Here is a 21,638-nt window from a genome sequence, read left to right on the forward strand (position 1 = left end):
CGGGAGAAAAGCGTGCCGACGGCTCAGTTGTACTCGCGCCACGTGTTGTCGCACTCCTTGCAACGCAGGAACCGCGTCGGGGGCTCGTCGGCCGACGCCGTCTGTCGGATCTCGTACCACGCCTCGCCGTGGCCACACTCTTTGCAGGTCACGTCCGAGGCGGTGGGTTTGCCCTCGTACTCGGCGTCCTCGTCGGCCTCGATCAGGTCGCCGTGGGTCTGCTCCTCCGTCGAGACGAACGCCTCCTCGGCCTCGGCGTCGCGGGGCTGACTGGCGTCACAGTCGGTACAGACCATCCGGTCGCCCTCGGCGACCATCATCGAGCCGCAGTCGTCGCAGAACTGCATACCCGAACGAGGCGCTGGGCCCGGGAAAGCCTGTTCACTCCTCGCTGACGAACCCCGAGAGCGCCTCGTCGTCGGCGGCGACTTTCGGGCAGTTCCGCACCCGGAACTGGTCGCTGTCGAGCATCTCCACGATCTCGGTGCCCGCATTGGTGCAGGTGGCGTCCGGCGGCGCGGCGAAGAACTCACAGCGCTGGCAGTACTCCCGCTTGTTGATCACGTGCTCGTCGGGCGCCGGGGCCCGCTCGGTGTCGACGGCTGGCTCCTCCTCCAGCAGGTCCTCGGGGGGCTGTTCGCCCTCGACGACGGCGTCCCAGACCTCCTCGGTGTCGACGTCTGCCACGTCGACCTCCTCGAACAGCTCCCCTCCCTCGGCGCTGGCCTCGGTGTCGATTTCGGCGAACGGGCTCGCCTCCCCCGCCTCCCGCCGGGCCTCGACACGCTCGCGGAGCCCCGAGAGCGGGGTCTCCTCCTCGGCTTCGTCCGCCGGCGCCGTTGCTTCGTGGTCCGACTCCCGATCCTCGTCGCGCTCCGCGTCGGCGTCCTCAGTCATCGTCGACGAACACCTCCTCGGCCGTCTCGGGTTCGAACGACTCGCCGGTCAGCGCCGGGCGGTCGCCGATCACCAGCGTCGCTGACCCCAGGAACCAGCTTCCGGGCTCGATCCCCTCGAACGGCTCCTCGCAGTGGGGGCAGCGCGGCGCCGACAGCAGGCCGATCTGGACTTGCTTCCCACAGCCCTCGCAGTCGGCGGCCGCGACGTTGCGGCTGTTGGCCTCGCGCTGAATCGCCTCGACGGCGTCCCGGCGGGCGTCCGCCGCCTCGAGTTCGGCGACGCGGCGGCGCAGGCCGACGACGGCGCTGGCTAGTGTGTCGAGTTTCTCGTCGGTCCCGTCAGCGCGGTCCGCCAGCGTGGTCAGCACCGCCTCGTAGTTGTCGAACCCACTCTCGACCCGGCGGTCCAGGTGGGCGAGCGCGCGCCGGAGCGATTCGACGTCCTCGGCGCTCTCAGCCTCGAGTTCGTCGATGCGCTCGGCGAGTTCGGGGTGGTCGTGGTTCGCGTCGGCTTTCGCCTTCGCGACCTGCATCACCTGGACGATCCGGTCGCGCACGTCCTCGATCCGGTCGTCGGTGTCGGCGTCCAGTTCCTCGACGCGGTCGGCGAGATCCCCGACCTGCTGATCCAGGGGCGCCACGTCGGCCGCGTCCTCGGCCTCCGAGAGCAGTCGATACGTCGCAACCGCACGGACGAGCACCTCCTGTCGGTCCCGGCCGCTCTCGGCGGCCTGTTCGTCGAGCCACCCCTCGAGGTCGGCCGGGAGCGACTGAGGCTGCTCTTCTGCCATTGCCGATGGCTACTGTTCGGCAACATAAGTAACTCCGCACTACGGTGGCCCCGTTCGCGTAAGAATGTAGAGTCGTTCACCGCGGATCGAACGCCGAGTGATAGGCATCCGCTACCAATACGTTTATCAACTATCTCTCGGCAGAATTGGACATGTCCCTGAACATCGGAGAGGCCCTCTCGACGGGAGCGGAAAAGCTGACGACGACGGCGGGGATCCAACTCGGCGTTGCCTACGTCGTCCTCCAACTGATTACGGCGCTGGGTACCAACTCGGCCATCTCGACCATCGACACGGGTACCGGTGCTGGTGGCATGGGCACCCCGGCGCTCTCGCTGCCGATCGGGATCGCGGGCGGCGCGGCACTCGTTGCGCTCGGGATCATTCTCAACATCGCGTTGACCATCGTCGCCTTCCGGACGCTGGCACACAGTTCGAGCGAACTCGGCAGCATCCCGAGCGGCGTCGCCGACGGCCTGCTGAAGCCCGGCGTGTTCCTCGTGATCGCCAGCATCGTGCAGGGGATCGCGATCTTCCTCGGCTTCATCGCGCTGATCATCCCTGGGTTCTTCATCATGATCAGCCTGATCTTCACGCAGGTGTACATCGCCGTCGAGGACGAGGGACCCTTCGAGGCGCTCTCTTCCAGTTGGTCGCTCGCGAAGGGGGACCGCTTCCCGCTGTTCGGTCTCGGCGTGATCCTCTTCGTCGTCAGCCTGCTGGCGTCGATCCCGGCGGCCATCGTCTCGATCCTGAGCCCGCTCGCCGGATCGGTGCTGAACTACGTCGTCACGGGGTTCATCTCCATCTTCTCGTGGGGCGTGCTCGTCGCTGCCTACCAGCAGCTCAAGGGCGAGGCGGCGACGACGACGACCACGACCGAGGAGGAGGACGGCGTCGAGCACCTCGACGACGACTCGGGCTTCGACTACGCCTGATCCGGCTCGGGTCGGGCGACGGCGCCGCTGTCAGATGGTAACCCTTAACCTCGCTGGGGTCGTTTTCTCAAGTGCGGGCCGGTGGGGTAGCTTGGTATCCTTCGGCCTTCGGGTGGCCGTAACCGCGATTCGAATTCGCGCCGGCCCATTTTCACCCCACTTCGCAACGACGAGCACTAGCGAGGAGTCCGTAGTGCGTGTGTCAATTACGCCGCGCGAATTCGGGCACGGGAGACAAGCGAAGCGAGTCTCCCGGAGTTCGACATTCGCGCCGGCCCACTTCTCCCGCATTCTCACACTGTGAGCAACGGCCTTCGGGTGGCCGTAACCGCGTCCCCGTGAGCGAAGCGAACGGGGAACGACGAGTCGCATGCCCGGGAAGCGACCGAAGGGAGCGACCCGGAACGTCTTGTCTGTATTCGAATTCGCGCCGGCCCATTTTCACCCCACTTCGCAACGACGAGCACTAGCGATGAGTCCGTAGTGCGTGTGTCAATTACGCCGCGCGAATTCGGGCACGGGAGACGAGCGAAGCGAGTCTCCCGGAGTTCGACATTCGCGCCGGCCCACTTCTCCCGCATTCTTACACACCGAGCAACGGCTTTCGGGTGGCTGTGCCCGCATCTCGAGCGAACGGGGACTGGCTGTGGCCGCTCAGTACGTCATCACTTCCAGCCCCTCCACGTCCCGTAAGTCGGCGTCGTTCGACACCACCGGTTCAGCGAGGACCAGCCCGTGAGCGGCGACTGCAGAATCGGCACCATCGAGGTTCTTCAGCCGGTCCGACGCCTCGTGTTTCCCCGGAGTGTTCCGGCACGGCGAGCCCCCTTCTCATCCAGTTCGATGATCGTCGACGCCTCGAACAACGACTCGTAGTTCCGGCGGATCCGTGTGGCGCGACCGGCCGTGAGCTTCCCGAGGCCGTAGAAGATCTCCCAGACGACCGTCGACGGGATTCGCGTCGGTGCCTCGCTGGCGTCGATTTCCGCCGCTAGCGTTCGGGCATCCGATCCTGTTAGGCCAGCGCCCCGAGATACTGCGTATCGAGAATCACGAAAGCTGCTCCTCGATCTCTTCGCGGGCCCGCTCGTCGGAGTTCTCGATCGCCTGCTCAAGGTTTTCGACGGTCGGGTGCTCGTCGGCCACGTCGGCCATGTCGTCCGCAAAGTCCACCAGCCCGTAGTCGCCCAGCAGCCGCTCGAGCGTCTCCCCGAGGGTCTCCCCATCCTCTCGCTCCGCTTTGACGCGAGCGTGCAGGTCCTCGCTCACGCGGATCTGCTTCGTCCCCATACGGCTTCGTTGACACTGTCGACAGTTGAAGCTGACGCCGACTACCGTCGATTCGTCAGCAGGACCCGTCGTCGTAGCCGGGCATACCCCATCAAAACCGCCCCAAATAGCCGCCAATCGGACCAGAAACCACCAACACCCCTACTCAGCCGGCAGCGTGAACCGGAACGTCGACCCCTCGCCGGGCGCCGAATCGACGCCGATCGAGCCGCCGTGGTTCTCGACGATCTCCTGACACAGCGAGAGGCCGATCCCGGTGCCCTCGTACTCGTCGGCGTTGTGGAGTCGCTTGAACATCTCGAAGATGCGGTCGGTCCGGTCGGGGTCGATCCCGATCCCGTTGTCGGCGACGGCGAACGCCCAGTCGTCGCCGCGTCGCTCCGCGCTGATCTCCACCCGCGGCGTCTCGCTCTCGTTGTACTTGACCCCGTTCGAGACGAGGTTGCTGAACAGCTGCTGGAGCTGTTCGGAATCGCCGGAGAGCGTCGGCAGCGAGTCGGCGACGATCACCGCGTCGTTCTCCGCGATCTGGATCTGGAGGTCGTCGGTGACTCGGTCGACGACGGCCTCGCAGTCGACCGGCTCGAACGCGTTCTCGGCCTGTTCGACCCGCGAGAACGCGAGCAGGTCGTCCACCATCGCCCGCATCCGGTCGGCGCCGTCGACCGCGAAGTCGATGAACTCCTGTGCGTCCTGATCGAGGTCGTCGCGGTAGCGGTTCTCCAGTAGCTGGAGGTACGAGGAGACCATCCGAAGGCGCTCCTGCAGATCGTGGGAGGCCGCGTAGGCGAACTGCTTCAGTCAGTCGTTGGACTGCTCCAGTTGCTCGATGGTTTCCTCGAGGTCGGCCTTGTGCTGGCGGCGCTCGATCTCGTAGCCGACACACTGGCCCAGCAGGTCGAGGAACGCCTGCTCGGCCTCGGTGAACGCCTCGCGTGGCGCCGTGTTCGTGAAGAAGACGGTGCCGTACGTCTCGCCGCGGACGGTGATCCGCGTCCCGGCGTAGCACTCGAGGCCGAACTCGTGATAGAGCGCCTCCTTCCCCAGCCGACTGCGCCGGTGTCGCCGACGCTGATCGACTCGCCGCTCTCGACGACCTCGCGGCAGTAGTTCTCGGTCACCGTCGGCTCGGTCGCGGTTCCTCCATGCCGGAACAGCCGGCGAGGAACAGCATGCCGACGGCCGCGAGGGCCAGTATCGGTCGGGACATTCGTGCTGGGCGAGGCTCCCGGATCGGCCTGAAGCGCTGACTATTAGTACGACGCTACCTGCCCTCCGAGCGAATGCTCGTCCTCGTCTGCGGGCTCCCCGGGACCGGCAAATCGACGGTCGCCGAGCGCGTCGCCGACCTGCTCTCGGCGGAGCGCCTCCGGACCGACGTGGTCCGAAAGGAACTGTTTCCCGAGCCGACCTACGCGGCCGCGGAGTCCGCGACGGTGTACGACGAACTGTTCAGCCGCGCCCGCGAGACGCTCGCATCGAACGAGCACGTCGTCCTCGACGCCACGTTCCGCCGACGCGAACTCCGCGAGCGCGCCGCAGCCCTCGCCCACGAGGCCGACACCGAGTACCAACTGGTGCGGGTCGCCTGCGAGGAGTCGGTCGTGCGCGAGCGCATCCGCAAGCGCCAGACCGAGGAAGACGACGAGAGCGACGCCGACTTCGATATCTACACGGAACTCAAAGCGGAGTTCGAACCCATCGAGGGCGACGACCACATGGTCATCGACAACTCCGGCCCGCTCGTGGAGACGCTCGCGGCCGTCGACGACGCGTTCCGGGCCGTCGCAGCCGCCTGATTCTGTACCTCACAAAGGTTATGCCACACGCCCCACGCAAGCTACGGTAATGGACAGGAAGACGCGCGGGACCGTTCTCGTCGTCGGCGCCGTCGTACTGCTGGTCGCCACGCTCGGCGTCAGCGCGGCGCTGGCGCCCGACACGGCGGTCGCCGGCGACGACAGCGAGCGACGGACGCTCGTCGGGATTCAGGGCGGCGGGCCAGGGTGGCATGAATACGGCAGCATCGCCAACGTCGAGGGGACCGACGTGACCTGGCGCCTCGCGGACACTGACAGCTACTTCGACGTGACGCTGCTCGACAACGGCAGCGTGATGGCCGGGTTCATGCACGGCGGCTACGAGGACTGTGGCCCCTACGAGTCGCCGTGTACCCACACCGGCTTCCGCATCCTCGACCCCGACACCAAGGAGATCCAGTACGAGTACTCCTACCCCGTCCGATCCAGCAGCAACAGCGAGGTCCACGACGTGGAGCAACTGGAGAACGGTGAGTTCCTCCTCACCGACATGGACCGCGAGGGGCTGACCATCGTGAAAAACGACGAGGTCGTCTGGCAGTGGAACGCCAGTAGCTACTACGAGGCGCCGGCGGATCCGACCCGCGTCGACTGGCTCCACATCAACGACGTGGACGTGGTGGGCGAGGGGCAGTTCCTCGTCTCGGTCAGGAACGCCAACCAGATCCTCGTCGTCGACCGCCAGGAGGGCGTCGTCGAGACCATCAACGCCGACGAGGGAGGCTCCGACAACACCTGTACGCCCTCCGGCCGGAACCAACTCGAAGATCAGGACGGCGACGGCGACGTACGCTGTGGCGACCCCGCGGTGCTCAACCACCAGCACAACCCACAGTGGCTCGGCGGCGACCCGACCGGTGAGGGTGAGGCGGCCGTGCTGGTCGCCGACAGCGACAACGACCGCGTCGCGGAACTCCACCGCCAGAACGGCTCTTGGGAGGTCGCGTGGACGCTCGAACGCGCGGGCGGCATCGACCTGCGCTGGCCCCGCGACGCCGACCGTCTCGCGAACGGCAACACGCTGGTGACGGACACGCTCAACAAGCGCGTCTTCGAGGTCACCGAGAACGGGACGGTCGTCTGGTCGATCGGCTACAAAGCGCTCAACCATAAGGTCCCCTACGAGGCCGACCGCGAGCCACAGGGCGAACTGACCCAGGCCGAGTGGTACGTTGGCGAGTCGCCCAACGAGGGCCGGAGCGGCGAGATCCCGGTACTCACCGAGGCTGCGGCACTACTCCCCGGCGTGTTCCCGTGGCTGCCGTTCTGGTTCAACGGCGCCCAACTCGGCCTGACCATCGTCTCGGTCGCCGTCGCCGGTGTCGGCGCCCGCGACCTCTGGCGGACGCGGTAGGACCGACCCCTTTTCCTTCAGCCGGTCGCCACCCCCAGCCATGACCGACGACATCGATGCCGCGGGCGACGCAAGCGAAAGTGAGGCCGACGCCCACGCCGACGAACTCGCGTGGGAGACCCACGACACCGAAATCGACTACCGCTGCCCGGGCTTTTCGGTCCGGCAGGACGACGTGACCCTCCCCGACGGCACGGAGACCGACTACCACTACGTCGAGGAGGTCGAGACAGTCGTCGTCCTCCCGTTTCTCTCCGACGGCGACGAGGTGGTGATGATCGAAGAGTGGCGACAGGCGGTCGGCCGGGTCAACCGCGGCCTCCCGGCCGGCGGCGTCGAACCCGAGGAGGACGACCTCGAGCGTGCGGCCCGGCGTGAACTCCGGGAGGAGACCGGCTACACCGCCGAGACGGTCGAGCATCTCTGCACCACCGAACCGGTCAACGGCGTCGCGAACTCGATCCACCACACGCTCGTCGCGCGGGGCTGTGAGCCGGCCGCCGAGCAGGATCTCGACCACAACGAGAGCATCCGGGCGCTGACCGCGGACTACGACGACCTCGTGGCGGCGGTCCGGGACGGCGAGATCCGCGACGGCCGGACGACGCTGGCGGTGAGTCGCCACGAACTGGACTGATCGAGGACAACGGCTTTGACGGTCCGGGCCCGACTCCGGCGTATGGATTCACGGCTGCGAGCCGCCGGCGTCGGCCTCGGTGTCGGCGTCGCCGGCTTCATCGGCGGCAACGTGATCGCCCTCCTCATCGCGCTGTCACTGTCCGCGGCCGGCGTCGACATCACGCCGGTGCTGAACATCGTCGTTTCGCTGCTGTTCCTGACCGGCGTCGGGTTCATGGGCACCGCGGTCGCCTACCTCCGGTATCGGGGGATCCCGCTGCGCTCGCTGGGGATCAAGGTGCCCTCGATCAAGGAGTTCGGGCTGGTGATCGGGGCGCTCGTGGCGTCGATGGTCTACCTGATGGTGCTCGGATCGCTCCTGCAGGCGACCGGGACCGAGTCCGCGAACAACCAGATCGCCGATCTAGCGGTGCAGAACCCCGAAATCGTGCTCTATCTGTTGCCCGGCGCGTACCTCCTGATCGGGCCGGGCGAGGAACTGCTCTTCCGAGGCGTCGTCCAGAACCGTATCCGGGAGTCCTTCGGCGCGAAATCGGGCGTGTTCATCGCGAGCGTCGTCTTCGCCGCGATCCACGTCACCTCGCTGGTCGGGACCGACGCCTCGGCGGTCCTGGTGTCGCTGATCGGCCTGATGGGCCCGAGCCTGCTGCTGGGTGGCCTCTACGAGTACACCCGGAACCTCGTGGTGCCGATCCTGGTCCACGGCACCTACGACGCCCTCATCTTCCTCGCGCTGTACGCCGTCGCCACCGGCACCGTCGAGGAGTCAGGCAACGCCGCCGCGGCCATCGTCGCCGTTCTCCCCTGAACCGCCGAACGGAACCCCCTTAGGCCGGGGCACCGGAATCTCGCCCATGCGCGACGCCTTCGAGATCCGGGCGACCGACGGGATGGCCCGCGTCGGTCGGCTGACGGTGCCACGGGCGGGGGTCACCGTCGAGACGCCGGCGCTGATGCCGGTGGTCAACCCCAACCTCCAGACGATCCCCCCCCGCCGACTCCACGAGGAGTTCGGCGCCGACATCCTGATCACCAACTCCTACATCATCCGCAACACCGAGGACCTGCGGGAGCGCGCCGAGAAGGAGGGCCTCCACGAGATGCTCGACTTCCCCGGCGCCATCGTCACCGACTCCGGGTCGTTCCAGCTGGCGGAGTACGGCGAGATCGACACCACGACGACCGAGATCCTGAACTTCCAGCACGAGATCGGCTCCGACATCGGCACCCCAGTCGACATCCCGACGCCGCCGGACGTCTCCCGCGAGCAGGCCGAAGAAGAACTCGCCGCCACCGAGGAGGCGCTGTCGGATGCCGAGGCCGTCGATACGGGCGAGATGCTGGTCAACGCGCCCGTCCAAGGATCCACGTACCCCGCCCTCCGCGAGGAAGCGGGCGCCCACGCCGCGAGCACGGATCTGGACGTGTTCCCCGTCGGCGCCGTGGTCCCCCTGCTGAACAGCTACCGATACGACGACATGATCGACGTGACCGCCGCCGCCAAGCGCGGCCTCGGCGCGGACTGCCCGGTCCACCTGTTCGGCGCCGGCCACCCCATGATGTTCGCGATGGCCGCCGCCGTGGGCTGTGACCTGTTCGACTCCGCCGCGTACGCGCTGTACGCCCGCGACGGCCGGTATCTGACGGTTCGCGGGACCGAGCAGGTCGACGAACTCGCCTACCTCCCCTGTCCGTGCCCGATCTGTACGGAGCACGACCCCGAATCCCTGCGCGCACTCGACCAGCGCGACCGGGAGAACGCACTCGCCGAGCACAACCTCCACGTCACGTTCGCGGAGATCCGCCGCGTCCGGCAGGCGATCCGGGAGGGGAGCCTGCTGGAACTGGTCGAGGAGCGTGCCCGCGCCCACCCGGCGAGCGCCGACGGCTTCCGCGCGCTGCTGGATCATGCCGAGCAACTGGAGGAGAGCGACCGCGTCTCGAAGGGGACGTTCTTCTACACCTCGCCCGAGAGCGCCCGCCGGCCGGAAGTGCTCCGGCACCACGAGCGCCTCCAGCGACTGGAGACGCCCGGCAAACTGCTGCTGACAGAGTTCGGCGAGCCTGCGGACCACGACCACGACGCCGTCTGGCGCGTCGAACCGCCGTTCGGCCCGTTCCCGCCGTCGCTCTCCGAGACGTACCCGCTGCACGCCGAGACGCCGGATCGGCTGGAGGACGTTGCCTATGTCGCCGCTGCCGATGGGGTTGTGTCGCTCGCGGAGGCAAATCCGGAGACCGAGTTCACGCTCGGCCACGACGACTGGCCCGCCGCGGCGCTGGGGACGGTTCCTGACGACGTCGAAACTGAAGACCTCTCGGCGCTGGGTGAGTAGTACGCAGAGTCAGTTCCCGGGTTCGATCCGCTTTATCACGCCGTCGAAGTCGTCGTCGAAGCTCAACACTGCGTCGATATCTCGAGACTCACAGAGGTGAACCGTTGTCGCGTCCGTGAAGCGAAGCGACTGGTCGTCATACCGTCGAAACGTCTCCATCGACGCCTGCAGATCATCCGGCGCAACGTGGACCAGTTCGAACACCTTCGGGAACGTCCCGTTCCCGAGTATACGGTCCGCAACCGTTTCCGCCGCCTCGAAGGAGTCCGTCCGGACGCGGGTGAGCGTCACCGTCTCGTCGAACACGTAGTCGCTCGTGTACGGTTGGCCGTACTCTCCGGCAAGTAGCTTCTCGAGAGCGGCCACGGCGTCGTCGTGGCGCTCGGCGTCCGTGTCGTGGTGAGCAAACAACACACCAGTGTCTACGAGGACGCTCATCCGTACAGTAGATCGTCGATATCCTCCTCGCTCGTCGCCGTCCCCGACGAGATCATCCCCTCGTGGAACGCCCCCTGTTCGTCCGCAGAAACCGGAACGCGTTCCTCTCGGAAGGAGTCGATCAACTCCGCCTTCGATTCGATCGCGTTCTCGACGAGGCGAGCGAGCACCTCCTGTTGGGTGACGCGATTCCCCGTTTTCAGACGGATTTCGGCCTGAAGCCGTTCGAGACGGGTTTTAGTCTCATCATCCATCTTCACCGAGGTGGCCATACGGGGAGTAGAACGTACTACTGGGTAAACGTTGCTACGATCAGAAGCGGTTGCCAGCTCAGAGCGCCTCGATCCCGGCCATCACCCCGTAGCTCACGAGCAGCGAGAGCGCCAGCGAGCCGATCCACGCCAGCACCGTAAAGAGCATCTTCCGCCGACTCACGCCCGCGCCGCCGGCGGCGTAGCCCGACCCCACGATGGCCGAGACGATGATCTCGTTGAACGAGACGGGGATGCCGAACGCGACGGCGACCTGCGCGATGGCGAAACTGGGGATCAGCGCCGCAATCGAGCGCCGCGGCCCCAAACTGGAGTAGTCCTGTGAGAGCGCCTTGATCATCCGCGGCGCGCCGGTCCACGAGCCAGCGAGCAGGCCGACGCCGCCGCCGAACAGCAGCGCGAACACCGGGATCGACTGGAACGTGTCCAGCAGCGGCACGAGCGGGCCGATAGCCAGCCCCACCTGCGAACCGCCGGCGGAGAACGCCACCAGCCCACCCAGCGCGAGCAGGAACCGTCGCTGAGCGCCGTCCTCGTCGCGCCGGGCGTCAGCGGCGACGACGGCGACGACAACGGCCGCGAGCGCGAGGGTGGCCACCCCGCGCGAGGGGAGTCCGCCGCCGCCGAGCGCCTGTGCGGCCTCGCCGGCGATGGAGCCACCCTCGTCGGGCGGCCCGAGCAGCGCGAACTGGATGTTGGCGACGATGGCGCCGACCAGCCCCGCGAGCCCCGGGACGAGCAGCCGTTCGGGCGCCCGGTCGGAGCGGAGCAGGCGCGCGGTCGCGTAGGCGATGCCGCCGCCGATGAAGGGTGTGAGGACCCAGAGAGTGACGATCTGCTGGTACTTCCCCCACGCCGGCTCCCCGCCCATCGCGAGGCCGACGCCGACGACGGCGCCGGTGACGGTGAACGCGGTGGCGATGGGGTAGCCCTTGAACACGCCCAGCGCGACCAGTATCGCCGCCGTGAGCAGGCCGACCGTCGCCGCCATCGCGGAGATGGAGACGCCGACGATGAGGTCCGAGCCGACCGCCTCGGTGACGCTCTGGCCCTGCAACACCGCGCCGGCGAAGCCGAGCACGCCGACGATGAGGCCGGCCCGCATCACCGAGATGGCGTTGGCGCCGACTGCGGGGGCGAACGGCGTCGATCCGGACGAGCCGGCGCCGATGGCCCACGCCATGAACAGGCTCGCGAGCGCCGCCACGACGGCCGTTCCGAGGGTTGCCGGGTCTACCATCGTCGCTCAGTCATCGGTCCTTCCCGCTCTCGAACCCTTCACGGAGTCCGAGTACCGTCCGGCGTACGAGCAGATACATGAAGAAGACGAACCCCAGCATCCCCGCCAGCACCACGGTAAACAGGGGGTTCGAGACGAGGAAGTCGAGGGCCTCGCCGACGATGTTCGCTGGAGCAGCCATACCCGGCGTTCTGTCGGGTCTCGGTTAGGCGTTTCGGCGGCTACGCGACGTCGGACTCCGACGCCGTCCCCGCTTCGTCCGCGCTCCCGGACTCGGCCGGTTCCGTCTCCGGATCGGCCTCCGCCTCGACGACGCCCGCGCCGGCGGGGCCCTCGACATCGACGGCGTCCGGGTCCTGCACCCAGAGGTCGCCGAACAGGTCGTCCTGTGCCAGCCGCACGTCGCCCCGGTTCGAGAGGAACAGCAGGCCGAGATACGTCATGACCGGCCGGCCGCCGGCGTCGCGCACTTCCGCGAACAGCACCTCGTCGCGCCCGCGGTCGTACTGCTCGGCGAGCGCCGCCTCCACGTCGGCGATGACGACGTCGATGTCCTCGCTGTGGGTGGTGCCGGTGACCTCTTCCTCGGTCGGTTCGGCGTCGCGCCGCAGGTCGTCGCCGGCGTGGTAGTCGAGCGTCTGCGGCCCGCGGTCGTAGCCCGCTGGCGACTCGCTGGTGTCGTAGCTCCGGGACTCCTTCCACCACGTGCCGCGCTCGGCGTCCCGTAGCTCCCGGACCAGTTCGTCCAGCGTCTCGGGGGTGCCGCGGGTGGATTTGCGTTCGAGTCGGCGGTCCATCTCGTCCTCGAGCTGGTCGACCGGGTCGAATCCCGGCTCCTCGCCAGGCGGCGGCGCCTCGCCCTCCATCGCCAGCTCCCAGGGTTCGGGTTCGGGCTCCTCGGGTTCGTTCTCGCCGAGCATCGCGTCGGACTTCATCCGGAGCAGGACGGACGCGTAGAACAGCGCCCGGCCGGAGGCCCGGAGGTCAGCCGCATCGAGTTCTTCGAGGAACGCGTCCGTGACGGCGACGATGTCGATGTCCCACGGGTCGATCTCCCCGGCCTCGGCGAGGTTGACGAGGACTTCGACCGGCTCGACCTCGCCATCGTCGTCGGGTTCCTCCGGCGGCGCATCGTCGCTCAGCAGGCCGTCGTCGACGCCGGGGTCGCCGGTGTCGGGTCGGTCCGGCGAGAGGCTGAAGGAAAACTCCTCGTCCTCGCTCATCGCGTCGCCTCGGGCTCACGGCTCGCTTCACTCACCGTTCGACATACCGAGACGGTTTCCCGCTCGGTCGCGATGCTCCCTCCCGTTTTCCCGCCTCGCGCCTCACTAATCATCGTCTGTCACCACCTCCGTCTCGGACGTCTCGCCGCCCGCGAGGTCGATCCCCGTCACCGCCGAGACGTTGTTCTCCTGCATCGTGACGCCGATAGCGCGCTCCGAGCGGTCGAGCAGCGCCGAGCGGTGGCTGACGACGACGAACTGCGCGTCGCCCGCCAGGTCGTCGACCATCTCGCCGACGCGCTCGGCGTTGACCGCGTCGAGGAACGCGTCGATCTCGTCCAGCGCGTAGAACGGCGCGGGGTTGTGGCGCTGGATCGCGAAGATGAACGCCAGCGCGGTCAGGGATTTCTCGCCGCCGCTCATGGCGTCGAGGCGCTGGACCGGCTTGTCGCCGGGTTCGGCCTTCATCGTCAGCCCTTCCTCGAACGGGTCCTCGGGGTTCTCGAGCACCAGTTCCCCGGAACCATCAGAGAGCCGGGAGAAGATGCGCTGGAACTGCTCGTCGATGGCCTCGAACGCGTCCATGAACGTCTCGACCTTGCGCTGTTCGAAGCCAGCGATGCGCTCCTCGATCCCGTCGCGCTCGTCGACGAGCACGCCGCGCTGCTCGCGGAGTTCCTCGAGGTCGCTCTCGACCTCGTCGTACTCGTCGATGGCGAGCATGTTCACCGGCTCTAGCTCCTCCATCGCCGCGGTCAGGCGCTCGATCTCGGCCTCGACCTCGTCGTGGTCCGGGATCTCGTCGGCGTCGTACTCGCCGACCTGACTCTCGAGGTCGGCGATCTCCTCGCTGAGTGCGACGGCGCTGCGCTTGAGCGAGTCGAGTCGCGACTCGACGCGGTCGACCGCGTCCTTCTGTTCGTCGCGCTCGCTGCGAGCCTCGCGGACCTCGGCTTTGAGCTCCTCGCGCTCTTCCTTGAGCTCCGCGAGCTGCTCCTCGAGCTCCGCGACTTTCTCGTGTTTCTCCTCGAGTGTGGCCTCCTTCTCCTCGATCTGGGCCTCGAACTCCGCGATGTCGTCCTCGAGTTCGGCCTTCTTGTTCTGGGCGGACTCCACGGTGTCGTGGAGGTCCTCCAGTGACTCCTCGGCGTACTCCTTCTCGCGGCGGCGGTCGCCGAGGTCGGCGTCGAGGTCGTCGCTGCGGTCCTCGAGTTCGTCGATCTCTTCCTGAATCTCGTCGGCGCGGGCCGAGAGCTCCGGGATCTTGGAGTCGGCCATCTCGGCTTCCAACTCCTCGATGGTCGCCTCGGTCGCCTCGATCTCGCCGTCGAGGTCGGCGATCTCCGAATCGAGTTCGGTCATCTGCGCGTCGACCGCTTCTCGCTCCGCGCGGAGGTCGGCGAGTTCGTCCTCGATATCCCCGATTCGCTCCTCGGCCTCGGTCACGTCGTCTTCGGCGCTCTCGATGTCGGCCTCGATGGACCGGACCTTCTCCGAGGCCGCGCTCTTGCGCTCGCGGGCGTCCGTGAGGTCCGTTTCCACGCTGTCCAGGTCGTTCTGAATCGACCGGCGCTCGTCCTCGAGGTCGTGGATCTCCTCGGCCAGCCGTTCGAGTCGGCCGCCGCCGGATTTCGAGAACGAGTAGCGCGACCCGCCGCCCGAGCCACCGGTCATGGCGCCGGACTTCTCCACGAGGTCGCCGTCGAGCGTGACCATCCGGTACTGACCCATCAGGTGCTGTGCCGTGTCCATGTCCTCGACGACCAGCGTCGACCCCAGCACGTACGAGAAGATGCCCGAGTAGCGGTCGTCGTACTCCACGAGTTCCCGGGCGAAGCCGACGACGCCGGGGTCGTTCGGCTCGCGGGGGAGGCTGCGGTCGTCCATCTCCGTCATCGGGAGGAACGTCGCCCGCCCCGCGTTCCGGGACTTCAGGTAGTCGATACACTCAGACCCCACGCCGTCGTCGTCGACGACGACGTTCGCGAGGCGGCCGCCGGCGGCGGTCTCACACGCCTCGGCGTACTCCCGCGGGACGGACGCAAGTTCGCCCACGGGGCCGTGGACGCCGCGCTTGCCGGCGTTCTTGATCGACGTGACCGCGCGGGGCCACGACGTGTCGCCGGTGTCGCTGGCCTTCGCTTCCAGTTCCGCGTACTCGTTGCGGAGTTCGCGGAGTTCCTCGTCGATCTCCGAGAGGTCGCCGTTGAGCTCCTGTTTCCGGTCTTTGAGCTCCTCGACCATCTCGTCGGCGGTCGACTCGTTCTTCTCGGCTTTGTCCAACTCCGAGTGGAGGTTCGACACCCGCGCCCGGAGGTCCGGCAGCGAGTCACGAACCTTCTGCAGTTCGTCCTCGCGGTCGCTGACGCGGTTGGATCGACGCCGCGCCTCGTCGAGCAGGCGGTCCTTCTCCCGTTGCTTCTCGTTTTTCGCCTCGCGCAGGTCCTCTAACTGCTCTTTCTCGGCCTGCAGGTCGGCTTTGAGTTCGTCGAACGCGGTGTCGACGTTCTCGATCTCCGCTTCGACCTCGGCGAGTTCGCTCTCCTTCGAGACGATGTCGCTTTTGACGTTGGCTTTCTCGACTTTCAGGCTCCGGATCTGGTCGTCGAGCTCCTCGATCTCCTCTTCCTTCCGGTCGATGTCGACGAACGCGCTCCGGCGCTCGGCCTCGGCCTCGTCGATGCGCTCCTGATTGGCCTCGATACGGTCCTCGAGACGGGCGATCTCGCCTTTGACCGCCTCGATCTCGCTTTTGACCCGGAGCTGTTCGTCCTCGCCGGTGCGCTCGATCTCCGAGTCGAGGTCGTCGAGTTCGTCCTCGAGGCGGCTGAGTTTCCCCTCGGCCTCGTCGAGTTCGGTCTGTTTCTCCGCGAGGTCGGCCTCGGCGGACTCGATCTTGGCCTCGGTCCGCTCGAGGTCCTCGCGCTTCTCCTCCAGTTCGGCGGCACGGAGGTAGCCCTCGTACTCCTCACGCTCGTCGCGGAGTTCCTGGTACTCGAGGGCGGTCTCCCGTTCGTCGGCCAGCTGTTCGAGGCGGTCCTCCTTCTCCTCGATCCGGAGGTCGGCCTCGCCGATGCGCTCCTCGACGACCGCCAACTCCTCGCGGGCGGACTCCTTCTTGGCGTCGAACTCGGCGACGCCGGCGATCTCGTCGATGATCCCCCGTCGCTGGTAGGGGGTCATGTTGATGATCTCGGTCACGTCGCCCTGCATGACGACGTTGTACCCCTCCGGGGTGATCCCGGCCTGGGCCAGCAGGTCCTGGATGTCCGAGAGGTTCGTCGACCGACCGTTGAGGTAGTAGTAGGAATAGTAGTTGTCGTCGGTCTCCTTCACCCGGCGCTTGACGGTGATCTCGTCGACATCGCCGACCTTCTCGGTGCCGGCGGCGGTGGTCACCTGCGAGCGCGAGAGGGTGCCGTCAGAGTTGTCCAGCACGACCATCACCGACGCCTCCCGTGGCCCGGCGCGCTGGGTATCGTCGTCGCCGGGGTTGTAGATCAGGTCGGTGAGCTTCTCCGCGCGGATGCCCCGCGTCCGGGCCAGTCCCAGCGCGAACAGGACGCCGTCGATGATGTTCGACTTGCCCGACCCGTTTGGGCCGGTGATGACCGTGAAGTCCTCGTAGAACGGGATGTGGGTCTCGCGCCCGAAGCTCTTGAAGTCGTCCAGAACGAGTTCCTGAATGTGCATGCGGCCTCAGGCGACGATGATGTCGTCGCCGTCGTCGTCGGAGTCGTCCTCCTCTTCAGTGGCCGCCTCCGGCTCGGCCTGCTCCTCCTCGCTGTCGTCGCGGTTGGCCACGAACTCGGCGTCGCGGCGCTCGTCGGTCCCGCGGGCCTGCGCCTGCTCCTCGGCGGTGCTGCGCTCGCCCTGTTGCTGGCTGCGCTCCGTTCGGGCGGCGTCGGCCTCCTCGAGGGACTCGGTGGTCTCCTCGAGCTGGCGGACGCGCTCTTTGGTCTCCACGAGTTCCTCGGTCAACCCGTCGACCGTCGCCTGTAGGTCCGCGACCTGCGACTCGAGATCGTCGCCTCGGTTGGTCATGGGCGATTTACCGAGGCCACTAGTATAAACCCACGGACGGTGATCGCGGGATCGATAAACCGGATGCAGGGATATCGAACACCGAACGACGGCTCCCCAGAGATTCAGAAGGTGAGTAGCTACAAATCACAATGGTTCCAACTCAGAAGGTAGGATATTTAACCAGTCCAGTGGGAAACAGTCCGGCGTACCACGAACTTGACCGCTATTTACTCCAGTAGGGAGTAGAGAGGCTATTTCTGGGATCCCGCTGAACTTATCGAACAGGTCAAGAACTCGCTGTTCGATCTCATCGTGAATTTCACGCACGCGATCTAGATGTCCGTTGGGATCATCAAGCGCCCACTCACGTCAACGTCGCTCCCGTGTCTAACTATTGTGCTGAAGCGTGACTACGCGAATCCACCTCTTGACTGCGAGGCCAAACCTGTGCCACCACAACTTTCATATGAATCGGGAAAATACGATACGATAGAGATGGCACAGAGTACCCTCGACCGAATCTGGAACCGCCTCGTAAACCGTTACGGGCAGGATGAGGGGTCCGACTGTTGTGGAGCCACTATCGAAGAAGCCCAATCTGATTCGATAGAAACCGAATCCGAGAGCTGCTGCGAATAATTCGAACCGAGAAATTCAAATATGTCTGAGACAGATTCGCCACCCGACGAAGCCCACAGCGCACTCGAACGGCTGTACGACGATCCAGAGGAACGAATCGCCGCCTTACAGGACATCCGGCCTTCTGAACAAGCTGTCGCCGGTCAGGAAACCGTCTTCAAGGCCCTCGGGAATGCGGACCGCCTCCGCGTTCTCAGCGCACTCCGTGAATCGGAGTGCTGTGGGTGTGAGTTACAGATCGTGCTCGACGCCCCCCAATCGACGGTCGCAACCCACCTCCGGAAGCTGAAAGAGGCAGGACTGGTCAAATCCCGGAAGAAGGGCAAGTGGAGCTACTACCGCATCGCCGATACCGCGGTCTTCGAACTACTCGATCTCGCCCACGCTATGCAGGAGGACGCGTGAGATGCTTCCACCGGGCCTTCCCAACGCGCTCCTCGACTCGTGGAACTACTTCCTCCACCTCGCGTTCCTTCTCGTCCCGCTGTTCATCGGAGCGTCGTTCCTCGTCGGATTAACACAGGAGTATCTCCCACCGGAGCGAGTCGAGCAAAAACTCCGCGGCCACGATGAAGGCACTGGTAATGTCGCCGCCGCCGGACTAGGCGCGGTAACGCCGTTTTGCTCGTGCTCGACCGTCCCGGTTCTGGCCGGCCTTCTTCAAGCGGGTGCGCCGCTCGGGCTTGCCTTCTCGTTCCTCCTTGCTTCCCCACTCGTCAACGAGATCGCCGTGCTGCTGCTCATTGGGCTGTTTGGACTCGAAGTGACCGTCTGGTACGTCATCATAACGTTCATCGCATCCGTCGTCGGTGGGCTCGTTATCGGTCGGCTCGGGTTAGCCGACCACGTCAAGGAGGTCCGCATTACGGATGGTACAAGTCAGACCGTAGCGGACGGCGGGACAGTCGACTGCTGTGCTGGAGGAACGGCGAACACAGAGCAGACGCACCAACAGCATTTCGAATCAGCCGCGCGTGAAGCGTGGTCGTTTTTCGTCGACACACTTCCGTATCTTCTCCTCGGGATGGTCCTCGGAGCACTAATTCACGGGGTCGTCCCCGTCGACGTACTGCACACCGTGCTCGGCCCGGAGAACCCGCTCGCCGTGCCACTGGCCGCGCTCGCCGGCGCTCCTGTCTACGTCAGCCTCAGTGGAATGCTTCCGATCGCGGCCTCCCTCAGCGAACAGGGAATCGCCATCGGAACCGTCCTCGCGTTCGTCATCGGCGGAGCCGGTGTGAGCATTCCAAACCTAATTCTCCTGAACAAGCTGTTCCAGCGCCGGCTATTGCTCGTCTACGCCGGAACCGTCGTCACAATCGGTATTACCGTTGGCGTCGTGTTCAATCTCTTCATCGTCTGATTTCCAAAATACGAGAGCGCAACACTCAGACCCCGCTGGTGAAGGTCGCAAGCCCGTTTGACTGTAAACCGGGTCTTGGCCCGTCGAACCAACATTGACACAACCCCCGTAGCAGCAGATTCCGGAAAAACTGGCACCCAGCTATAAACAACAACGACTGAAAACACGACCCCTCGAGAAGAATCGACTTTCACTGACGATGAACAGCACGGGACAGTCCGCGACCGCTACGCGGAAGTGGCATCTGATGACACGGGCTGTTGCGAATCGAGTTCGGCCGCTGACTGCTGTAGTGGTACGGAACCACCGACAAGTGACGATACCGACACAGAGACGCTAACGGGGTGCTGTACGACCGATGAAACATCAGCAACTTATGGCCGACAGCGGGTTCGACGGCCGTGAGGTGCTCCACACGCTCGATAGCCACGACCTCACCTACCTTATCCCGAAACGGGAGTACGAGGCGGAGTTAGAGGGTATCGAGAAAGTTGAAGACCACTCGGTCGCGGACGTGGGTGTCGAACCCGACGTGGAGTTAGGCGTCGACGCCGAGCACGCCGCGTCGGGGCTACCTGACGCCCCGATACAGCGCGTAGCCGACGAACGCGACGAGATACGCGACGGCGAGCAGTTCGGTCGCGAGCGACCGCCCGAGCACGGCGATCAGCAGGATGAGGGGCGGGCCGAGCAGCAGCAGCGAGTCGAACACGCGGTCGTCGGCGCCCGACTCGAACACGTGGGCGACGAGCGGGAGCTCCCGGAACTTCATGCGTAGAGCCCTCCGCGCTTGAACAGCGTTCGCAGCGTCACCAGCACCGGGATGATCTCGAGGCGCCCGATCCACATGTGAAAGAGGAACGTGATCTTCCCGACCGCCGGGAGCGATTCGGGCCCCGTGATCCCCGCCGAGAGGCCGACGTTCCCCTGCGCGCTGGCGACCTCGAAGAGGATGTTGGGCAGCGAGTACGCAGACGCCGGGAGCGCAACCAGTAGCACGAAGCTTCCGACGATCAGGAACGCCGCCCAGAGCACGACGATGATCGCCGCCTCCATGAACTCGCGGCTGGCCTCCTCCTCGCTGAGTCGACGGCCATCGATCTCGAGTCGCCGGAGCGCGCTGTCGGGGTAGAACACGTCCGTGATCTGGTACCAGATCCCCTTCGCGAGGGTCAGCCCGCGGATGATCTTGATCCCGCCGACGGTCGACCCGGCGGCGCCGCCGACGAACATCCCGAACACGACGGTTAGCTGGGCCTGTGCCGGCCAGCGTCCCAGCGCGACGTTGGTGGCGTCGACGGCCGTCTGGAACCCCGTACAGGTGGCCGCCGAGACGAACTGGAACAGGCCGTAGCGCAGCGCCGCAAAGGGCGTCTGGTAGGTGCCGCTGGCGTAGAGGAACGCCCACAGCAGCGCCGACGCGGCGCCCATGTAGCCGAACACCCAGCGCGTCTGGAGGTCCGTGTAGAGGTTCTTCAGGTCACCCTGCAGGATCAGGTAGTGGACCGGGAACGCGATGCTCCCCAGCAGCATGATGGGGAGCAGCACGAAGTCGATCACCGTGCTGTCGTAGGTCGCGATGGAGTTGTCCGTGATCGAGAACCCCCCCGTCGCGAGCCCCGTCATCGCGTGGTTGATCGCGTCCCAGATCGGCATCCCCGCCAGCCAGAGCGCCAGGATCGACCCGAACGTAAAGAGGATGAAGATCCACCAGATCGTCCGGACCGTCGAGACGATGCTCGGGTGGATCTTCTCGGAGCGCGCCTCGCTCTCGTAGAGCGTCAGCGACCCGCTCCCGGGCCGCGAGAGGATCGCGGTCGTGAGGACGATCACGCCGACGCCGCCGATCCACTCGGTGAACGTGCGCCACCACTGGAGCGTCCGGGGGAGCACCGCCTCGTTGTCGGTCATCGTCAGCCCCGTGCCGGTGAAGCCGCTCATGCTCTCGAAGACGGCGTTGAGCGGGTCGGTGAACGCCGCGAGCGTCGCCGTCCCGCTCGGCGTCGCCAGCATCGGGACGCCGAGTTCGACGCTCCAGGCGGTGAACAGGAACGGGAGCGCGCCGAAGACGCCGACGGAGAACCACCCCGTCGCGGCGACGATCATTCCGTGGAGACGGCCGGGCGCCTCAGCGTTCCGGAACCGCCTGTACAGCACGCGACCGATCCCCAGCGGGATGGCGCCCGCGAGCAGAAGCCCCGGAAGCGCGTAGTACTCCCCCCAGACGACGGGGACGACCACCGAGACGAGCATCAGCGCGCCGAGCGCCTCCAGAATCCGGCCGAGGTCCCGGGCGACCGTCGCGGTCGCGCCGTTCATGCTGTCCTCCTGCGCGGCGCCGTGACGCCGAACGCGTCGGCGCCCGGGCCC

At 66.3% G+C, this 21,638-nt stretch carries 23 protein-coding genes and 1 tRNA gene; 9 read left to right on the top strand and 15 right to left on the bottom strand.

Annotated elements, in window-relative coordinates:
- Positions 1-23 precede the first annotated feature (23 nt).
- From J2753_RS11660 to J2753_RS11670, 3 genes are read right to left on the bottom strand one after another with little or no spacing between them, the layout of a single operon-like run.
- Positions 24-347 (bottom strand): transcription factor S, encoded by a 324-nt coding sequence (locus tag J2753_RS11660; protein WP_209492231.1) that lies wholly within the window; start codon positions 345-347, stop codon positions 24-26.
- Positions 348-381: 34 nt separating this feature from the next.
- On the bottom strand, positions 382-897 hold the full coding sequence (locus tag J2753_RS11665; protein ID WP_209492232.1) for a hypothetical protein: 516 nt from the start codon (positions 895-897) through the stop codon (positions 382-384).
- A complete protein-coding gene (locus tag J2753_RS11670) occupies positions 890-1,690 on the bottom strand; it encodes a CopG family transcriptional regulator (protein WP_209492233.1) in 801 nt (266 codons plus the stop codon). The genes J2753_RS11665 and J2753_RS11670 overlap by 8 nt, the downstream gene beginning before the upstream one ends.
- A 152-nt stretch (positions 1,691-1,842) precedes the next feature.
- On the opposite strand from J2753_RS11670, the gene J2753_RS11675 reads away from it, so the two are divergent.
- A complete protein-coding gene (locus tag J2753_RS11675) occupies positions 1,843-2,628 on the top strand; it encodes a hypothetical protein (RefSeq protein WP_209492234.1) in 786 nt (261 codons plus the stop codon).
- A 75-nt stretch (positions 2,629-2,703) separates the two neighbouring features.
- Positions 2,704-2,776: transfer RNA gene (locus J2753_RS11680), tRNA-Pro, on the top strand.
- 902 nt (positions 2,777-3,678) lie between these two features.
- Here J2753_RS11680 and J2753_RS11685 read toward each other — a convergent pair.
- The 3 genes from J2753_RS11685 to J2753_RS14685 all read right to left on the bottom strand — a co-directional run bounded on the left by J2753_RS11685 (position 3,679) and on the right by J2753_RS14685 (position 5,241).
- On the bottom strand, positions 3,679-3,918 hold the full coding sequence (locus tag J2753_RS11685) for a hypothetical protein (protein WP_209492235.1): 240 nt from the start codon (positions 3,916-3,918) through the stop codon (positions 3,679-3,681).
- 141 nt (positions 3,919-4,059) lie between these two features.
- Positions 4,060-4,668 carry a sensor histidine kinase gene (locus J2753_RS11690; protein ID WP_209492236.1) on the bottom strand — a complete coding sequence of 203 codons (609 nt, stop codon included), beginning with the start codon at positions 4,666-4,668 and terminating at the stop codon, positions 4,060-4,062.
- 51 nt (positions 4,669-4,719) lie between these two features.
- On the bottom strand, positions 4,720-5,241 hold the full coding sequence (locus tag J2753_RS14685; RefSeq protein ID WP_345777192.1) for a GAF domain-containing protein: 522 nt from the start codon (positions 5,239-5,241) through the stop codon (positions 4,720-4,722).
- On the opposite strand from J2753_RS14685, the gene J2753_RS11700 reads away from it, so the two are divergent.
- The 5 genes from J2753_RS11700 to tgtA are packed head-to-tail and all read left to right on the top strand — an operon-like array spanning position 5,202 to position 10,067.
- Positions 5,202-5,717, top strand: a complete 516-nt coding sequence (locus tag J2753_RS11700; RefSeq protein ID WP_209492238.1) for an AAA family ATPase — start codon at positions 5,202-5,204, stop codon at positions 5,715-5,717. The genes J2753_RS14685 and J2753_RS11700 overlap by 40 nt on opposite strands.
- Positions 5,718-5,766: 49 nt before the next feature.
- Positions 5,767-7,092, top strand: a complete 1,326-nt coding sequence (locus J2753_RS11705; RefSeq protein ID WP_209492239.1) for an arylsulfotransferase family protein — start codon at positions 5,767-5,769, stop codon at positions 7,090-7,092.
- A gap of 40 nt (positions 7,093-7,132) precedes the next feature.
- Positions 7,133-7,729 carry an NUDIX hydrolase gene (locus tag J2753_RS11710; protein ID WP_209492240.1) on the top strand — a complete coding sequence of 199 codons (597 nt, stop codon included), beginning with the start codon at positions 7,133-7,135 and terminating at the stop codon, positions 7,727-7,729.
- A gap of 42 nt (positions 7,730-7,771) precedes the next feature.
- Entirely contained in the window at positions 7,772-8,539 is a 768-nt protein-coding gene (locus J2753_RS11715; protein WP_209492241.1) for a CPBP family intramembrane glutamic endopeptidase, read from the top strand.
- Positions 8,540-8,585: 46 nt separating this feature from the next.
- Entirely contained in the window at positions 8,586-10,067 is a 1,482-nt protein-coding gene (tgtA, locus tag J2753_RS11720) for a tRNA guanosine(15) transglycosylase TgtA (RefSeq protein WP_209492242.1), read from the top strand.
- Positions 10,068-10,076: 9 nt separating this feature from the next.
- Here the strand turns inward: tgtA and J2753_RS11725 are convergent, their stop codons facing one another.
- From J2753_RS11725 to J2753_RS11755, 7 genes are all read right to left on the bottom strand, one after another.
- Positions 10,077-10,505: a type II toxin-antitoxin system VapC family toxin gene (locus J2753_RS11725; RefSeq protein ID WP_209492243.1), complete on the bottom strand. Its 429-nt coding sequence runs from the start codon at positions 10,503-10,505 to the stop codon at positions 10,077-10,079.
- A complete protein-coding gene (locus J2753_RS11730; RefSeq protein ID WP_209492244.1) occupies positions 10,502-10,777 on the bottom strand; it encodes a hypothetical protein in 276 nt (91 codons plus the stop codon). Before J2753_RS11730 ends, J2753_RS11725 begins: the two co-directional genes overlap by 4 nt.
- Before the next feature lie 58 nt (positions 10,778-10,835).
- Positions 10,836-12,017 carry an inorganic phosphate transporter gene (locus tag J2753_RS11735; RefSeq protein WP_209492245.1) on the bottom strand — a complete coding sequence of 394 codons (1,182 nt, stop codon included), beginning with the start codon at positions 12,015-12,017 and terminating at the stop codon, positions 10,836-10,838.
- A gap of 10 nt (positions 12,018-12,027) precedes the next feature.
- Positions 12,028-12,198, bottom strand: a complete 171-nt coding sequence (locus tag J2753_RS11740; protein WP_209492246.1) for a DUF7859 family protein — start codon at positions 12,196-12,198, stop codon at positions 12,028-12,030.
- A 40-nt stretch (positions 12,199-12,238) separates the two neighbouring features.
- Positions 12,239-13,240 carry a segregation and condensation protein A gene (locus J2753_RS11745; protein ID WP_209492247.1) on the bottom strand — a complete coding sequence of 334 codons (1,002 nt, stop codon included), beginning with the start codon at positions 13,238-13,240 and terminating at the stop codon, positions 12,239-12,241.
- A 105-nt stretch (positions 13,241-13,345) separates the two neighbouring features.
- Complete coding sequence (gene smc / locus J2753_RS11750) at positions 13,346-16,933, bottom strand: chromosome segregation protein SMC (protein WP_209492248.1); 3,588 nt, start codon at positions 16,931-16,933, stop codon at positions 13,346-13,348.
- A 6-nt stretch (positions 16,934-16,939) separates the two neighbouring features.
- The gene (locus J2753_RS11755) at positions 16,940-17,284 is read right to left on the bottom strand and encodes a DUF7518 family protein (protein ID WP_209492249.1); all 345 of its coding nucleotides are present in this window, start codon (positions 17,282-17,284) and stop codon (positions 16,940-16,942) included.
- A gap of 642 nt (positions 17,285-17,926) precedes the next feature.
- On the opposite strand from J2753_RS11755, the gene J2753_RS11760 reads away from it, so the two are divergent.
- Both J2753_RS11760 and J2753_RS11765 read left to right on the top strand, forming a co-directional pair.
- Positions 17,927-18,310: an ArsR/SmtB family transcription factor gene (locus J2753_RS11760; RefSeq protein WP_209492250.1), complete on the top strand. Its 384-nt coding sequence runs from the start codon at positions 17,927-17,929 to the stop codon at positions 18,308-18,310.
- A gap of 1 nt (position 18,311) precedes the next feature.
- A complete protein-coding gene (locus tag J2753_RS11765) occupies positions 18,312-19,268 on the top strand; it encodes a permease (protein ID WP_209492251.1) in 957 nt (318 codons plus the stop codon).
- Between the two features lie 571 nt (positions 19,269-19,839).
- Here J2753_RS11765 and J2753_RS14690 read toward each other — a convergent pair.
- Together J2753_RS14690 and J2753_RS11775 are read right to left on the bottom strand one after the other, a co-directional pair.
- On the bottom strand, positions 19,840-20,040 hold the full coding sequence (locus J2753_RS14690) for a hypothetical protein (RefSeq protein WP_345777190.1): 201 nt from the start codon (positions 20,038-20,040) through the stop codon (positions 19,840-19,842).
- Entirely contained in the window at positions 20,037-21,587 is a 1,551-nt protein-coding gene (locus J2753_RS11775) for a TrkH family potassium uptake protein (RefSeq protein WP_209492253.1), read from the bottom strand. The genes J2753_RS14690 and J2753_RS11775 overlap by 4 nt, the downstream gene beginning before the upstream one ends.
- Positions 21,588-21,638: the final 51 nt, after the last annotated feature.

Origin of the sequence: Halolamina salifodinae, from assembly GCF_017874235.1 — an archaeon.
Lineage (GTDB): Archaea > Halobacteriota > Halobacteria > Halobacteriales > Haloferacaceae > Halolamina > Halolamina salifodinae.

Excerpts from the sequence above, each read along its gene's own strand:
- J2753_RS11765 (WP_209492251.1), top strand. The coding sequence starts at position 18,312 with ATGCTTCCACCGGGCCTTCCCAACGCGCTCCTCGACTCGTGGAACTAC.
- smc (WP_209492248.1), bottom strand. The coding sequence starts at position 16,933 with ATGCACATTCAGGAACTCGTTCTGGACGACTTCAAGAGCTTCGGGCGC.
- J2753_RS11715 (WP_209492241.1), top strand. The coding sequence starts at position 7,772 with ATGGATTCACGGCTGCGAGCCGCCGGCGTCGGCCTCGGTGTCGGCGTC.
- J2753_RS11760 (WP_209492250.1), top strand. The coding sequence starts at position 17,927 with ATGTCTGAGACAGATTCGCCACCCGACGAAGCCCACAGCGCACTCGAA.
- J2753_RS11665 (WP_209492232.1), bottom strand. The coding sequence starts at position 897 with ATGACTGAGGACGCCGACGCGGAGCGCGACGAGGATCGGGAGTCGGAC.
- J2753_RS11705 (WP_209492239.1), top strand. The coding sequence starts at position 5,767 with ATGGACAGGAAGACGCGCGGGACCGTTCTCGTCGTCGGCGCCGTCGTA.
- J2753_RS11700 (WP_209492238.1), top strand. The coding sequence starts at position 5,202 with ATGCTCGTCCTCGTCTGCGGGCTCCCCGGGACCGGCAAATCGACGGTC.
- J2753_RS11775 (WP_209492253.1), bottom strand. The coding sequence starts at position 21,587 with ATGAACGGCGCGACCGCGACGGTCGCCCGGGACCTCGGCCGGATTCTG.
- J2753_RS11745 (WP_209492247.1), bottom strand. The coding sequence starts at position 13,240 with ATGAGCGAGGACGAGGAGTTTTCCTTCAGCCTCTCGCCGGACCGACCC.
- J2753_RS11675 (WP_209492234.1), top strand. The coding sequence starts at position 1,843 with ATGTCCCTGAACATCGGAGAGGCCCTCTCGACGGGAGCGGAAAAGCTG.
- J2753_RS11690 (WP_209492236.1), bottom strand. The coding sequence starts at position 4,668 with ATGGTCTCCTCGTACCTCCAGCTACTGGAGAACCGCTACCGCGACGAC.
- J2753_RS11730 (WP_209492244.1), bottom strand. The coding sequence starts at position 10,777 with ATGGCCACCTCGGTGAAGATGGATGATGAGACTAAAACCCGTCTCGAA.
- tgtA (WP_209492242.1), top strand. The coding sequence starts at position 8,586 with ATGCGCGACGCCTTCGAGATCCGGGCGACCGACGGGATGGCCCGCGTC.
- J2753_RS11710 (WP_209492240.1), top strand. The coding sequence starts at position 7,133 with ATGACCGACGACATCGATGCCGCGGGCGACGCAAGCGAAAGTGAGGCC.
- J2753_RS11740 (WP_209492246.1), bottom strand. The coding sequence starts at position 12,198 with ATGGCTGCTCCAGCGAACATCGTCGGCGAGGCCCTCGACTTCCTCGTC.
- J2753_RS11725 (WP_209492243.1), bottom strand. The coding sequence starts at position 10,505 with ATGAGCGTCCTCGTAGACACTGGTGTGTTGTTTGCTCACCACGACACG.
- J2753_RS14690 (WP_345777190.1), bottom strand. The coding sequence starts at position 20,040 with ATGAAGTTCCGGGAGCTCCCGCTCGTCGCCCACGTGTTCGAGTCGGGC.
- J2753_RS11685 (WP_209492235.1), bottom strand. The coding sequence starts at position 3,918 with ATGGGGACGAAGCAGATCCGCGTGAGCGAGGACCTGCACGCTCGCGTC.
- J2753_RS11670 (WP_209492233.1), bottom strand. The coding sequence starts at position 1,690 with ATGGCAGAAGAGCAGCCTCAGTCGCTCCCGGCCGACCTCGAGGGGTGG.
- J2753_RS11735 (WP_209492245.1), bottom strand. The coding sequence starts at position 12,017 with ATGGTAGACCCGGCAACCCTCGGAACGGCCGTCGTGGCGGCGCTCGCG.
- J2753_RS11660 (WP_209492231.1), bottom strand. The coding sequence starts at position 347 with ATGCAGTTCTGCGACGACTGCGGCTCGATGATGGTCGCCGAGGGCGAC.
- J2753_RS11755 (WP_209492249.1), bottom strand. The coding sequence starts at position 17,284 with ATGACCAACCGAGGCGACGATCTCGAGTCGCAGGTCGCGGACCTACAG.